Below are 15,476 nucleotides of genomic sequence, written 5' to 3'. Positions count from 1 at the left end.
TATTGATGTAAATTAAAATGTCAGTTGCGCTCCGAAAATAAATACGCGTGGCAATGGGTAACCGCCGCTGCCGGCAGCAGTGTTGGCGATGCTTCCTGATTCCGGGGAGTACATCGTTGATTTGCTCAGGTATCCCAGGTTCTGAACGGTCAGCGAAAAATTGACCGCCTGTCCTTTGATGGTGCGCACCCAGTTTACCGGCAATGCGTAAGCAATATTCAACTCACGGATGGCCAGGTAGTCGCCCCGGTGATAAAACATATCGGACTCCCGGATCACGTTATTCTTGAATAATTGATCCGCCCAGTAATAGGTGGGGTATTTAGCATTCACATTTTCGGGGGTCCAGGTGTCATAAACATCACTAATGGTATTAAAGGTTCCCTGTGCGTTGCCCATAAACCATGCTCTCGGACCGTCGTAGTTCACAAAGCCCAAAGCATAGTCAAACCGCGCGCTCAGCGAAAGGTTCTTCCAACGGGCGAAGGCGCTGAAGCCACCGGTCCAGCGGGGAACCGTTCTGCCCATATATACGCGGTCGCGGTAGTCAATGGTATCATTTCGATCGATATCGCTCCATTGAACATCTCCCAGCGCTATCGGATAATATTTACCTTTATCGGAAGCCGGAAGCGCGCCGTATTTACCAGGCCCCAGTAATACCTTTGCACCGTTCAGATCCACCCTGTTCCCATCGGCATCCAGCTGGGCTTGCGTCCGGTACAGATCCGATACCTGGTAAGCGTATGCAATATTGGGGTCCTGCCCTTCCTGCAGGCCGCCTACCCAGATAATCTGCCGGGTTTGGGGGTCATATACCTGAAATCCCCCCTGGCGGTTATTGTCCAGTCCGTTATTGGGGAGCTTCAGGATCTTGTTGGCATTGTAGGCAACATTTGCAGAAAGATCAACCTGCCAGTCATTGCTCCTTACTGCCCGGTAATTTACCGCTGCCTCAACACCCTGATTCTGCATACTGCCGTTATTGGTTGTCAACGAGGTAACACCCGAGGTGGCCGGCAGCGAAAAAGACGAAATTTTGTCGCTGGTCTTTCTGTTATAGTAAGATGCGGTGATGTCGATCCTGTTCAAAACAGTGGCCTCAAACCCATATTCATATGTGGACGAACGCTCCCATAACAGATCCGGAAAAGGAGGCGTTGAGAATAAATAGCCCGCACTTGAGTTATACCGGGTAGTGTTGTACCCTCCCTGCAGACCATAGGCGCTGATGTCGCTTACATTACCGTTTTGTCCCCAGCTTGCCTTAAGCTTAAGAGTATTGATCACATTGGAGCTGAAGAAATGCTCTTTGTGCACATTCCAGCCCGCTGAAATACCCGGAAACGTTCCCCAGCGATTATTGATCAATTTGGAATAGCCATCCCTTCGCACAGTAAGCGTCAGTAAATACCTGGAATCATAATCATAATTGGCCCGGCCAAGGAAGGATAAAATCCGCTGCCGCACATGGGAAGAGCTAACCGAGGGCTGCACGTCCTTATCCCTCTTTACATACTGTAACGCCATGAAATCATCGGAGGGAGCCTGCGAACCGGAGGCCGATACGCCCGTGCTGTAAATATCATAATACTCAGAACCGGCCATCACCTCTATATTGTGTTTGTCTCCGAAATGCGTATTATAATTCAATACCCCGTTATAGGTCTGGCTCAGGTCCCTGCCAAAGGAAGCGGATGCGCTCCGGGTCCGGTTATAGTTGCCGGGACTTTGTAGATAATCCTTGTTGAAGCTTTCATAGAACCCTTCACTGTAAAAGAAATTGCCGGAGGCTTTCAGCCACAGGTTGGGCAAAAAATCTACTTTAACACTCTGGATCATTGTAAACTTATCGGTATTATTCCTGCGGATGAATTTATCATCGTTCACCACCGGGTTACCATCGCCAAAATCCCGGCCTACCAGCAAATCACCATTTTCATTCCATCCACGCATTGTAGGAGGAGCGCCCAGCGAACGGGAAAGGTAGTTGCCCTCCGAATTGGTTACGGGATCGCGCCATTTGGCATCGGCAAAGTTCAGGCTGGAAGTGGCGCTCAGCCAGGGTTTGATCTTATACTCACTGTTCAAAACAAACGTGAATCGCTTGTAAAACGTGTTTATAGGCAACCCCTGTTCATTATAGGAGCCTACGCTTGCGTAATATTTCCCCTTATCATTTCCCCCCGACAAAGAGATATTATAATCCTGTGTTAATGCCCGGGAACGGAGTGCATATTTTGAATAATCAAAGTTATGGAAAATCAATGTGTCCTTTCCGTTTACCGGGTCGATCATTGTTTGCCACCCGTCGTTCAGTTTATGGCGGTTCGTATTGTCCAGGATCATCGTGCTCCAGACACCCAATGAATTTACATTGCCGTCAATAACATTTCCGCTCCCGTCCAGGAACTTATTCCCGGTGCCAAAAGGACCTGAATTGGTCAGCTGCGACAGCCTGCTTGCATCATACATCCCCGAGGTCTTTACCGCCAGCCTGGACCAATATAAATAGTCCCCTGCATCCAGATACGTAAACGGCAGGTTCAGCTTGTTCACCCCTACTTTGGCATTTACCGTAATGCTGGATTGACCTGCTTTTCCTCGCTTTGTGGTGATCAGGATCACGCCATTGTTGGCCCTTGCACCATAAATGGCTGTTGCCGATGCGTCTTTCAATACCTCTATGGATTCTATATCATCCTGGTTAATCTCACTAAAACCGGAGCGGAGAAAGCCATCTACGATCACCAAAGGTGATCCGGATCCATTGTAGTTGGTGCCCCCGCGCAGGACGATATTGGGCACTGCTCCCGGCCGGCCGGAGGTTTGTTGTACCCGCAGACCGGGAATGGTGCCGGCCAGCGCCGATGCGGGGTTGGAGCGAACACCTGTTTCCAGCACCCGGGGATCCAGCTTACTTACGGAACCCGTAATTTTTGACCGCTTTTGCGTGCCGTAGCCGATCACGACCACGTCATCCAGGCTGGAAGTGGCTGCGGAAACAAGAAGCACCTCCAGGTCCTTTTCCCTTCCTACGGTCATTTCCTTCGTTGCATAACCCGCATAGGATATCAAAAGCACATCGCCTTCACCCGCATCAATGGAGAAAGCGCCTCCGTCATCAGCGACGGCCGTAGTGGTTTTGCCTTTAACCGTAACGGTTGCTCCGGCCAGGGCCGATCCGGTCGCTTCATCGCGCACCGATCCGGTAGTCATTTTCACCTGTGAAAATCCCGGTAACGCAAAGAGGATCAGCAGGATCAGCAAGCTACATTTTGAGCAGATTTTCTGCATAACAAACAATTTATCGTTTTAAGTATTATGTATAACATAATAAAAATACAGACAATTTTCCAATTTCCAAATTTTTTAAAAATTTTCTCCCGATATGCCGTTAATTAATTTACTTTACGCTATTATTATCAACATGGAACGTATATTCAAAGCGATAGAGAACAGGAGCCTTGTAGACAAGGTAGAAGCAAGCCTTATTGAATTACTACATCAGCGCAAACTGAAGGTTGGCGACAGCATTCCAAAGGAGCTGGAGCTATCGACCACGCTCGGAGTAAGCCGCACGGTTATCCGGGAAGCGTTAATGCGGCTTCGTTTAATGGGCCTGATCGAGAGCCGGAAAAAAAAGGGAGCGGTGATCACCAACCCCGACATCTTCGGTACGCTGGCCAAAAGCATGAACCCTTATATTCTTAGTAATGATACGTTAAAGGAGATCTTTGAAATACGGCTGGTGCTCGAAATCGGAATGGCGGACCTGTTGTTCCGGCATATTACCGTTAACGATATAAAAGAATTGAAGCAGATCGTAAAAAATGAACCCGCTGCCACCCGGAACCGGATGTTTGAAGCCTCCTATGAAATTGCTTTTCACGGAAAATTATACCAGATCAGCCATAATGAAACACTGATGAAGTTTCAGAAACTGCTGTTGCCCATCTTCGATTATGTTGAAAAAAGCTCGTTATTTGCACCGGTCCTGAATCCCAAAAAATTTGTTTCGCACAAGCAATTGATCAGCATCCTCGAAAAAGGAACGCCGGAAGAATTCCGGAACGGCATGCGCAATCACCTGGAAAACCATTTCATCCGGCTCAGCCTCGACGGAGGACTTCCCGCAACGGCCAAAGAATGATCAGATCCTGAACTCGATTCCCTGCGCCAACTAAAGCTACCGGGGCCGGTTACCTACTTAGACAGGGACTGCCTCCCAAAATCATCCAACCCTATAAAAAATTCCAGCGTGACGGACGCATGTATCCTTATCCAGCCAGTCCATCAGGCAGTGCCTGTAAAATAAAAAATGCCCGACAGAGATATATGAATTGAAGATCTTACCAGGAAAAATGAAACCGGTAATGAAATTGCGTAACAATTAATAACTTCATTCATAAATACGAAAAGCGACGCTTACCAAAATACTATTGTCCGGTTCGTTACTTTTTTGTCTTTTATCAGTTGCCTGCAGGTATGGAGTTGTTCCCAAAAAAACAAACGTTTTAGATCGGAAAAACATATCCGAAAAAAATAATGGGCCGTCTAAAAAGCAGGCGCAAAAAGATCAGACAGCTTTCAAAATACCTAAACAACAGATACGCGAAAACGAGGGAAAAACAACAGCATCATCCATAAAGGAAAATATAAACCAGAAAAAAACATTTGAAGACCAGACGATCCGTCTAAATCCAGCGGCTTTGATATATAACTCCCCCCAATATTTTCAATATAAAGCAGACAGTTTACAAAAAGCATATTCCAGAGACGATTATTCCAAAAATATTCAACTAATCATTGACCAGATTTCAGCTATTCCAAACAGTACATTGAACCCCGCTTTAAATACAGACAAGTGGTATACGGCGATCGACTTTAATATCCGGAAACCCAATTTCATTGTATTGCACCATACTGCACAAAACAATGTTGAGCAAACTTTATTTACATTCTCCTTACGCAGGCCCTCTAAAGAATCAAGTGCGCATTACGTTATTAGCAGAGATGGGAGCATTTACCAAATGCTCAATGACTATGTACGATCCTGGCATGCCGGTGCAAGCAAATGGGGAAATATTACAGATATGAACTCCTGCAGTTTGGGTATAGAAATAGACAATAACGGGGAAGATGAACGGTATAGTGACAAGCAAATCGAGGCGCTTATGACACTACTCAGCCATTTGAAAGAAAAGTATAAAATACCTCAGTCTAATTTTATTGCGCATTCCGATATAGCGCCAGGCAGGAAAAATGATCCGAGTAAATATTTTCCCTGGAAGCGGCTTGCCGACGCCGGGTTTGGGTTCTGGTACGATCGAAATAATTTAAAAGCGCCCCCATCCGGCTTCAATGCGCTTTGGGCCCTCCGGATGATTGGTTACGATATCAGTAACCCAACCAACGCTTTTATTTCATTTAAGCATCATTATGTACAAACAGATGACAGAGAAGATGTGCTCACCGAATACGACAAAAAACTGATCTATAATTTGGCATTAAAGTATCAATAAAGCGGCCCGATCCAAAAACCAGGCCTTTCCTGATCTTTCATAAAATTCCTGCCTCACAGACTGGAAAATCAACAACCTCCATTATTGAACATTTTTGGAATGCTGCGTCCTGCCGGACTGTCCAAACAGCAATAATGTGACTTCTTAATTATTATGGTATAATGATTCAGATACACGATTTCTGCTGCTCCAAAAAATCAGTGATCAGGTCTGCCAGGGGTCATAAGAACCAAAAGCCCAGGTATAACCTTCGGGATCTTTAACGGTATATCCTTTTCCTCCATAAACTTTGTTTTCAAGCGGTATTGCTGAAAATCAGATGGGCGCTCAGGACTTTTCCTTCATCTCCGGGTATGACCAACTTCTTTTTAAAATCAAAAGTCCGGCAGAGCCACTCGATCATTTCCGAAGCATTATGATAAAGTAATCCGGGTGTAATTGCCGGAAAATTTCTATCCATTATCTTTCTTAATTTATGAATATATTCACCGTCGCTGGTCAAATCTATCATTTTGTTCCCAAACGTATAAACGGAAACAATATTGGCTTAAAAATACCATTCAGGGGCATCATCAGGATTGTCGTGCTATCAGATCTTCTTACTTATATCGCGCAATGTTATAACAAGAGGGATGCTTATAAAGCCTTAAGCGAATATCGAACTAATAAAAAAGCAAGCTAATACGCACTCCTCTTATTTTATGTCTTTTGTTCCAGTACTGCTCGAAGCCGAGTCGATAATTCTTGCAAAGCTATCAGAACCTATTGATCCATAAACTCCCGGGAAAAACCAAATTGTATAAAAGAGAAAGGATATCCTTATAATGTTGTATCCTTCTCGATAGTACCAATGCCAAAAATAATGATAAGAACGGCTATTAAAGCCATTAAACCATAAACAAGAAATATTGAGTGGTAGGCGAAATGATAATTGTACGATCTTGACAGTGCTTCTATAGCCGAACCGGATAATGCCTGAAAAATAGCACCGCCGATTCCTGCGCCAACACTCGCGATTCCCCAAACGGAGGCAATAGCATTGTCCGGAACTACATCTGCAGGAAATGCCATTGTATTGGCAGTGTATGCGGCATAACCAAATCCCGCTACACTTAAAACGAGCAATGCCATAAATGGAGACGTGATGATTACTGGCCCCAGCATTAGTGATACGCATAGTAAGGACCCAAAAGAAACAGCTGCTATTTTTCTTGCTCTACTTATAGGTACTCCTTTCTTTATAATATACTGAGTAAATAAACCGCCCAGTATATTCCCGATATCTGAAGCAATAAAGGGGATCATTGCAAACCAGCCTATTTTTTTGAAATCCCACCCATATACATCTACAAGGTATCTTCCGATCCAAAAGGTAATGAAGTACCATACAGGATCCATAAAAATTTTAGAAATAGTAAACCAGCAAACAAACCTGGTTCTGATCAGTTTTAATAAGGGAATGGTCCGGTGGGTTGACTTTTCTTTCCGTTTACCAGGGGTATAATAAGTAAACCAGAACCCTATAATCCATAGATACCCCACACAGCCAATAAGCACGAACGTCAATTCCCATTCAAAGCGCATCGCCATCCATGCAATTAACGGCGGGGCTATAATGGCACCGGCAGCCGCTCCGCTATTAAATAAGCCGATAGCGGTTGCTCTTTCTTTACGGCTGAACCATTCACTGGATAATTTTATAGCAGCCGGCCAGTTCCCGGCTTCTCCAATTCCCAGTAAAAACCGGCATATCCCAAAATGAAGCGGCACTCTTGCAAACGCATGTAACAAGGAAGCGCTGGTCCATACGAGCATAGACAATGCATATCCGAGGCGCGTGCCCAATTTATCAATTACAAATCCTGAAATCAGGTTCGATATCGTGTAAGCAACAAAAAAAGCGGTTGCTATATATCCAAAAGCATCATTGGGGATGAGTTCTCTGAGAGAGCCATTCGCACTCAGATAATTAAAAGCAAGCCGGTCTACATAATTAAAAACAGTAGCAAAGAAAGCAAATGAAAGCATTAGCCAGCGCAGCTTTAAAGGCTTTTGATGTAGCTCATCAACCTGGTTACGCGTCATCGTATTTTATTTATTTGTTCTAATAAAAAGGCTTTGTTTCTTTTTCATTTGGTCCATTGCGATCGGATTTGATCTTTTCTGCAAATGCTTTAAAATGATCGCTCAAAGCCTCCCAGTCACCATTGTTTATATACTTCGCGGGAAATAATCCACTGCCCACGCCTACACCATCTGCCCCCGCCTGCATAAAATCAATACAATTCTGTAAATCAATACCACCTGTTGGCAATAGTTTTATTTCAGGAAAAGGCGCTTTAATGGCTTTAATATAAGCCATACTGTTGCCTACGGCCGGGAATACCTTTACCATAGTAGCTCCTGACTTCCAGGCCGTATATATTTCAGTAGGCGTATAAGCGCCCGCAAATATAGGGATTCCCAATCGTTTGCATTGTTCTATAACCGGACTATGCGTAATTGGCGTAACGATAAATTGGGCACCGGCGGTCAGCGCCATTTCCAGGTCTTTCTCCGAGCAAACAGTCCCTATACCTATATTCAATTTTCCCCCGAATCGGTCTCTCGCTAATTTCAGGCTATCTTTCCAATTCCCTGTATTCATTGTTATTTCTACACAGGTTAATCCCTCCTTATGATAATGGGGCAGTATAGCAGCTACTTTAGCTGCTTCAATATTCCGCATGATACCCATTACCGGCATTGAAGTGAAAAGCGACCAGGAAAAATTTGTCGAACCGGGTTTATCCACAACTGAAATTTATACGTGATTTCTTAAAAATTTTTATATGCCCCTGTACTACCGCTGATGTCATTACATGCGAAGGAACAAGATAAGTATGTTGCATTAAATCCAGACATTCCAATGCGCTTCGATATAAATCATGCATCAGCCCTTCGCAGCATAATACAATCCCATGTTTTGCCCCTGCCAGGGTTTTTAACTCAGCACCGATCAGCAACCCGCTTAAAAAATAATAATTATCCGCTTTTGAAAATTCCCGGGTCAGGTCGTATTGCCTCACCTGGAAGAGGTTTTGTAAAACATCCGTATGCCTGGATTTCAATACCCCTCTCAGAAAGAGTTGCCGTTGTGCATTTGTAATTTCACTTTGGGGTTCCTCAACAGAAAACCGGAGCACACTATACCTTCTTAAAATAGCGAACACCTCTCCAGTCAAAAATGTAGAAAAATGCCTTAATGAGTTTTTATACACGATCACATGCTTACTGTGCGTACCCGGCAATATAAAGATGCGTTTCCTATGACTGTACGGAACAAGGTCTGTAAGACCAATAAGCTGTGTTTCCTCTCCGCGCATTACATCATTCCCGATCTTTACCCCGGATATTAACAATATATCGTGCCTTATTTTTTTGCCGGATTTAATCCACGTTGATGTTATGCCAGATCCTGATAATGAAAACGGGAGATGGGCATAAGGGAGTTCTTTAAGCCCGATGGAGGAAGAAGCCATTCCGGATATAACAACGGGCACACCTGTACAATTATTTCTGATTTTTACAGAAAGACGGTCGATGGACCTCTGGAGATATGTCAGATACGCCGCATACCGATCAGACGCTGTGCATTGCTTATGTTTTTCGTTAATGAATGAAACACCGTGTCTTGTTGAGATAATTCCTGCTATTTTTCCATTCCGGATATCAACAAGACGCAATCTAAAGGAGGAAGTGCCCCAATCACAGCTGAGTAAGCAATCTTCTTTTATATTTTGAGCCCTTACCATTCTGTAATACTTTGATCCGCATTGCGCCAGACCGGGTTCTTCCAGGCGTGCCCTTCACGATCGGCTTCCCTAACTTTTTCTTCATCGATCTCTATTCCCAGACCGGGTAACAAAGGCTTTTCGATATAGCCCTCTTTCATCCGGAACACTTCCGGATCAGTTAAATAGTCCAATAAATCCGCATCCTCATTGTAGTGAATACCCATACTTGTTTCCTGGATCACAGCATTGATGCAGTTAAAGTCTATTTGTAACGCAGCAGCAAAAGAGATAGGCCCCAATGGGCAATGAGGCGCCAGGGCCACATCGTAGGCCTCTGCCATAGCTGCAATTTTTTTTACTTCCGTAATACCCCCGGCATGACTCAGATCCGGCTGTATAATATCAATTGCCCCCTGTTCAAATATCCGTTTAAAATCCCACCGGCTGTACAGGCGTTCCCCAGCAGCAATCGGGGCAGAAGTATAGGAAGAAAGCAGGGCAAAAGAATCAGCATTTTCACTTAGTACCGGTTCCTCAATAAACATGGGTTTCAAATAATCGAGTTCTTTCATAAAAACCTTCGCCATGCCCTTATGCACTCTTCCGTGAAAATCGATCCCCAGACCTTTATCATACCCGATCGTATTTCGGACCGCATCGATCAATGCCACCGCTGCATCAATTTTATGGGGCGTATCAATCCATTCCATCTCTGCACAGGCATTCATCTTTACTGCAAGAAACCCCTGCTCCATTCTTTTTAAAGCGTGTTCCACCACCTGCGAAGGTTTGTCGCCCCCGATCCAGCCGTATATTTTCATTTTATCGCGGACCGCCCCTCCTAATAATTCGTATACGGGTACCCCCAGCAGCTTCCCTTTTATATCCCATAAGGCCTGATCAATTCCCGCAATAGCGCTCATCAACACGGGGCCTCCTCTGTAAAACCCGCCCCTGTACAAGAGTTGCCAGATGTCTTCAATCTTCCGGGCATCTTTACCCAATAAATAACCGGAAAGCTCTTCTACAGCAGCTTTTACCGTTGCAGCGCGTCCTTCTATTAATGGTTCTCCCCATCCTGTAATACCATTTTTTGTTGTAATTTTAAGAAACAACCACCGCGGCGGAACTTCAAATAATTCTAATTTTTCGATTTTCATCTTAAAGTATGTTATCGCTCCTGCCATTCATTTAAAGACAGCAGGGTACGGGAATATAAAAAGGATACAGGGTTGTGTATTTATACCACACGCATACTCATACCACCATCAATGATTATGTTTTCTCCTGTAATAAAACCATTATCAATCAGCATTGCGATAACGGCTGCCACCTCATCCGGAGATCCCTCTTTATGCAGGGGAATCCTGTTTTCCAGGTTATTCTTTACCTGCTCGGGTGTAAGAAAATCCTGAAAGCGCGTTCTTATAACGCCGGGAGCAACACAATTGACCCTGATATTATCATCAGAAAGCTCAAAAGCGAGGCAGCGGGTAAGCTGGGGAAGCGCCCCCTTTACCACGGCATAAGCCAATGCATTTTTTACTCCCCTTATACCCGCCGCAGAGGAAATAAAGGTGATGAAGCCTTCCTTATTTTTTCTCATGTAAGGAACCACAGATCTGCTTAAATGAAAGGCTGCGTGTATATGAATGTCAAAAGCCTGATACCATATTTCCCTGGACACGTTTAGCAAACTTCCGGGGGCAGCGCCTCCTGCACAATGAATCAACGCATATATATTTCCTAGCATTTCATCTACTTCCTGTGCAATTTTTGAACAGCTGTCCTCATGGCCCAGATCGGCTTCAATGGTATGACAGCTTACTCCCTTTTTTTCTATCTCCTTTTGCAATGCCCCATCTCCGGAATGGCGTGCCACCAGGGCAATATGATACCCTTTCTGAGCAAGTTCCAGTGCCGTGGAAGCCCCAATACCCTGTGTGCCTCCGGTAATGATCGCCGTTTTATTTTGTATCTTCATCTTTATTTATATAGATCATTGATTTAAATATCAGACCCATCAAAAACAAAGGAAATAACAATCAATGGAGGTATGGTACTGATTATTATCATAAGCTTCTTTGATGTTACCTAATCCGCTTACACCCGGAAATAATCTAATAAAATCAGCGCTTATCTTTGTAATCAGCGGGACAGCTTGTGCATTCCGGGGTAAACAAACAGCATCCGTTGGATAATATACAGGAGCCTGCTTAAATAAATAGTTGATTATTTAGCTCCTGTTTTAATGTATGAACCCGCAGTTAAATAATTTCCAGATGAACAGACGTAATTTTATCATTAAAAATTCCCGGATCGCCGCCGCCGCCCTAATAACCGGAAAGGCCGGCTCTTTTCTCCCTTCTGCCGGCACTGCAGCTCCTTTTCGCCAGCATCCTTTTACGCATCGCCTACCCGTTACTGATGGACATTATAAGCGCACCTGTGGTTACATAGAAGACATACCCATTGCTTCCTATAAATGGGCTTCTGATGAAGCTTATGAACAATTCCTGGACATGAAGTTTGGCATTCGTCTGCACTGGGGATTGTACTCTATTCTTCAGCTGCAGCAGGAATCCTGGCCGTTTTTACAAATGTCTTTTGCAGAACGACAGGCTTATCAGGACTTACATAAGACATGGAATCCTACAGGATTTGATGCGGATGAATGGACACAGCTCTTTGAAAACTGGGGTGCGAAGATGTTTACATTTACGACGAAACATCATGACGGGTTTTCGATGTTTGACACAAAAACAAGAATAAAGAAAAGAATGAACTGGACGGCTCCCGGCGGACCTGTTATGGAAGATTGCAATGTTGCTTTCAGCATTATGGAAACCCCTTTTAAAAGGGACGTTGTCCGGGAGCTATGTGCAGCAGCGCATAAAAGGGGATTAAAGATAGACCTGTACTTTTCCCACCCGGATTGGTACGACTGCGATTTCAGGCCCTATAATCAGCATCCGGTCCAGGTACCCGATGCTTCAAAAATAGCCGTCGTTGGAAAAGATCTGCAACCAGAAATTAAGAACCCACAGGAATATTTCCGGAAATCGGGTCTGGTCATACAACCCAACCCTACCGATGCAGAAGTAACCCGAATGATGCAACGGCACAGAACACAGTTAGAAGAGTTGATCACCCGGTATGGAGACATCAGCATGATATGCCTGGATCAATGGCTGGGCCCTCGGGTATGGCCTCAATTAAGGGAAACACTGATGCATTTAAGAAAGCTGCGGCCGGACGTGATGTACCGGGCACGGGGTATTGGTAATTATGGCGACTATTATACTCCCGAAGGCTTTGTACCCGGCGACAAAGAAAATACAGATACACCATGGTTTGTAATCTATCCACTGGGGGATACTTTCTCTTATGACCCAGATACAGAACATTACAAAGGAGCTGCATGGGTTGTAAAAAACATTGTGGATGCAGCTTCAAAAGGAGGCAGTTTCATGGTAGGCATCGGACCGGATCTGAATGGAAGGTTTCATTCAAAAGCGATAGAGCAACTAAATGAAGTAGGCATCTGGTTGCGCAAAAACGGGGAAGGGATCTATGCTACGCGCCCGCGCCCCGGGGCGCAATGGAAAGAAGGAGAACAGATCCGCTTTACCAGGGCAAAAAGCGAAAACATTGTGTATGCGTTCTCTTACAATTGGCCCGGGGAGGAGTTCATTTTAAAAACGGTAAAACCCACCAGGGGCAGTAACATTCATTTTCTTGGATTTGAACAGCCTTTAAAATGGTCCTATGACAGCTCCAAAGGTCTTACGATTTTCATTCCATCTGAGTGGAAAGAAAAATTCAATAAATCCGAATCTCTTACCTACGGATTCAAGATCCGGTGTTGATGTAATTCACTTCTTCCTGGAAGAAGAAGCTCTTATCACCACAGTGCTTTTGATCACAAGTGTTTCCTGCTTCCTTAAAGAGGGCTGTTTTTCTTTTTCCCGAAATTTCTTAAAGAAAATATCAGAAGCCATAAGCCCCATTTTCCTGCTTTGCTGATCAATCGATGTTAAGGTAGGGCAGGTGGCCTCCGTAAAGGTTTCGTTTGCAAAGCCAACAATTCCCACATCCTCCGGGGTCTTTAATCCCAGCTCTTTTATGGCACTTAGTATGCCTAAAGCAGCATGATCCGATACCGTAAAAAAAGCATCGGGCGGGTTATTACCTTTGAGTAATTCAATGGCGGTTATATAAGCCCGTTCTTTTTGAGATACATCATCTACTACATGCTGATACGGGATGTTAATGCCGGCACTTTTAAGCGCCGCCAGGTACCCTTTTTTACGTTCCTTATAGGCAGGTATATGTTCAGCACCGCCAAAGTAAGCGATCTGTTTATATCCCTGGGAGAGCAAATGCTTTACAGCTTTCAAGGCAACTTTCTCATTATCATTTACAATAATGTGGCTCTTAAAACTTTCATCAACTCGGTCAAATTGTATCAGCTCAATATTCCTGTCGACTATTTCTTTAAGATGAAGATTCGTTTTTGTTTCCTTCGAGAGCGATATAAGAATGCAATCCACATTTTGTTGTATTAAAGTTTCCACAGCCTGCACTTCCCGAACAAATGTTTCATCAGACTGGCAGATGATAAGCCGGTGATTGTACTCAAAACATTTTTCCTCGATTCCCGCGATCACATCAGAAAAAAAAGCGGCATTAATTCTTGGCACAACAACCCCAACTAACTGGGAAGTACCCTTTCTTAAATTTGCCGCACCTGAATTATGCACATAGTTCAGTTCTTTTGCCTTGGCTCGTACAAGGACCTTGATCCGGTCACTGATCGTAGGCAAGTTATTCAGCGCTTTTGATACAGAAGAGGGCGCAATGCCTATTTCCCTGGCGATATCATGTATGGTGATCCTTTTTTCCTTGGAACGCTGAACATTCATTTTTTAAAAGTTTATTAAGCCAGGGCAATACTTTCTTCCGGTGCGTAAATATAATAAACTTTATGATGAAATCGTTTTCCAAATAAAAATATTCTATATAAAATAAAAATTACAAAACAATCATAAACCAATAATAATCAATATACTAAAAAATAAATTTTTAAGAAAATTTATTTTTTAGTATATTGGAAATCGATTTCCATTTTAATTGAAGATTTAACTTAAGCTCATGAGTATTTTTCAGCAACACAAGCCATCCCTGAAATACATAGCATCCAGTTCAGATCAAAGTTTTTTTTCAAAAATTGAACTTGGAAGCAAGCTTTCCAACACCTGCCACTATCACCCCGAAATAGAATTGATCCTCATTAAAAGATCAAAAGGAACCCGCATAGTGGGTGATTCTGTAGAAGCGTTTGGAGATAATGACTTAGTACTCATAGGAAAAAATACGCCGCATGCGTTTCTGCACGAACCACAATTCTTTTGCAAAAACAACACAAAAGAAGCACAACCCGAGGCGATGGTGGTACAGTTCAAAGAAAACTTCCTGGGCAATGGAACAGATATCATCCCCGAATTTAAAAGCATCTATGATTTGTTTCATCTCGCAAAACATGGCTTAAGCTTTACAGAAGCTGCTAAAGAAAATATCATCCCGCTTTTCGAAGAATTTTTTAGGCGAACAGTACCGCTGGATAAGGTGATCATACTGATTGAAATATTAAAAAGTCTCTCTACCCTGAAAGACTATAAGGTGCTTTCCGACCGGAAATATCATGCGCAGGACCCTGTAGAAGATGAACGCTATGCAAGTATATTAAACTATACTTATGAAAACTATGATGAACATATAACAATAGAAAAAATAGCCCAGATCGCTAACCTCACAAGGGAATCCTTTTGCAGGTATTTCAAAGCAAAGGCCAATAAAACATATATTGAATTTTTAACGGAATACAGGATCAGTAAGGCCTGTCAAATGATCAGACAGGGCCGGCAATCGATAAAGGAAATTGGCTATGCCTGTGGGTTTGACAGTTTGTCTAATTTCTATTATCAGTTTAGAAAAATAAATAAGCGAAGCCCTTTAGAGTATAGCCGGAAAATGTATGCCAGATAAAATTCTTTTGCCTGCAGATACGAATGAGGTTTCGGCAGGCCTTCGGGCGGAAGCTGGCCGGTGTAATCGCCGTTTCCGCCATAATGGGTAGTCTTTTATGTTGTATTCTATTGGCATGAAGGTCCTT

At 43.7% G+C, this 15,476-nt stretch carries 12 protein-coding genes; 4 read left to right on the top strand and 8 right to left on the bottom strand.

What is annotated here, in order from left to right; all coding sequences use genetic code 11:
* Positions 1-12 precede the first annotated feature (12 nt).
* Positions 13-3,297: a SusC/RagA family TonB-linked outer membrane protein gene (locus tag B160_RS0106595; RefSeq protein WP_018627102.1), complete on the bottom strand. Its 3,285-nt coding sequence runs from the start codon at positions 3,295-3,297 to the stop codon at positions 13-15.
* A gap of 133 nt (positions 3,298-3,430) precedes the next feature.
* Here B160_RS0106595 and B160_RS0106590 point away from each other — a divergent pair, with 133 nt between their 5' ends.
* Together B160_RS0106590 and B160_RS0106585 are read left to right on the top strand one after the other, a co-directional pair.
* A complete protein-coding gene (locus B160_RS0106590) occupies positions 3,431-4,153 on the top strand; it encodes a FadR/GntR family transcriptional regulator (RefSeq protein ID WP_040679587.1) in 723 nt (240 codons plus the stop codon).
* Positions 4,154-4,442: 289 nt separating this feature from the next.
* Positions 4,443-5,525 carry an N-acetylmuramoyl-L-alanine amidase gene (locus B160_RS0106585; RefSeq protein WP_018627100.1) on the top strand — a complete coding sequence of 361 codons (1,083 nt, stop codon included), beginning with the start codon at positions 4,443-4,445 and terminating at the stop codon, positions 5,523-5,525.
* Positions 5,526-5,820: 295 nt separating this feature from the next.
* On the opposite strand, the gene B160_RS32080 is transcribed toward B160_RS0106585, so the two are convergent.
* From B160_RS32080 to B160_RS0106550, 6 genes are all read right to left on the bottom strand, one after another.
* Positions 5,821-5,985, bottom strand: a complete 165-nt coding sequence (locus B160_RS32080; RefSeq protein ID WP_211218054.1) for a VOC family protein — start codon at positions 5,983-5,985, stop codon at positions 5,821-5,823.
* Positions 5,986-6,344: 359 nt separating this feature from the next.
* Positions 6,345-7,610 carry an MFS transporter gene (locus B160_RS0106570; RefSeq protein ID WP_018627098.1) on the bottom strand — a complete coding sequence of 422 codons (1,266 nt, stop codon included), beginning with the start codon at positions 7,608-7,610 and terminating at the stop codon, positions 6,345-6,347.
* Positions 7,611-7,629: 19 nt separating this feature from the next.
* Entirely contained in the window at positions 7,630-8,319 is a 690-nt protein-coding gene (locus B160_RS0106565) for a bifunctional 4-hydroxy-2-oxoglutarate aldolase/2-dehydro-3-deoxy-phosphogluconate aldolase (RefSeq protein WP_018627097.1), read from the bottom strand.
* Positions 8,312-9,319, bottom strand: a complete 1,008-nt coding sequence (locus tag B160_RS0106560; protein ID WP_026309589.1) for a 2-dehydro-3-deoxygalactonokinase — start codon at positions 9,317-9,319, stop codon at positions 8,312-8,314. The genes B160_RS0106565 and B160_RS0106560 overlap by 8 nt, the downstream gene beginning before the upstream one ends.
* A complete protein-coding gene (dgoD, locus tag B160_RS0106555) occupies positions 9,313-10,461 on the bottom strand; it encodes a galactonate dehydratase (RefSeq protein WP_018627095.1) in 1,149 nt (382 codons plus the stop codon). The genes B160_RS0106560 and dgoD overlap by 7 nt, the downstream gene beginning before the upstream one ends.
* Positions 10,462-10,541: 80 nt before the next feature.
* Positions 10,542-11,285, bottom strand: a complete 744-nt coding sequence (locus tag B160_RS0106550) for an SDR family NAD(P)-dependent oxidoreductase (protein WP_018627094.1) — start codon at positions 11,283-11,285, stop codon at positions 10,542-10,544.
* Between the two features lie 298 nt (positions 11,286-11,583).
* On the opposite strand from B160_RS0106550, the gene B160_RS0106545 reads away from it, so the two are divergent.
* On the top strand, positions 11,584-13,170 hold the full coding sequence (locus B160_RS0106545) for an alpha-L-fucosidase (protein WP_157557936.1): 1,587 nt from the start codon (positions 11,584-11,586) through the stop codon (positions 13,168-13,170).
* A gap of 6 nt (positions 13,171-13,176) precedes the next feature.
* Here the strand turns inward: B160_RS0106545 and B160_RS0106540 are convergent, their stop codons facing one another.
* Positions 13,177-14,226, bottom strand: coding sequence for a LacI family DNA-binding transcriptional regulator (locus B160_RS0106540; protein ID WP_018627092.1), 1,050 nt, complete (start codon positions 14,224-14,226; stop codon positions 13,177-13,179).
* Positions 14,227-14,455: 229 nt separating this feature from the next.
* On the opposite strand from B160_RS0106540, the gene B160_RS0106535 reads away from it, so the two are divergent.
* Entirely contained in the window at positions 14,456-15,349 is an 894-nt protein-coding gene (locus tag B160_RS0106535) for an AraC family transcriptional regulator (RefSeq protein ID WP_018627091.1), read from the top strand.
* Positions 15,350-15,476 lie beyond the last annotated feature (127 nt).

The organism is Niabella aurantiaca DSM 17617, from assembly GCF_000374125.1.
Lineage (GTDB): Bacteria > Bacteroidota > Bacteroidia > Chitinophagales > Chitinophagaceae > Niabella > Niabella aurantiaca.
Note: the sequence above shows the minus strand (reverse complement) of the source record. Positions and strands in the feature narration are given on the sequence as shown.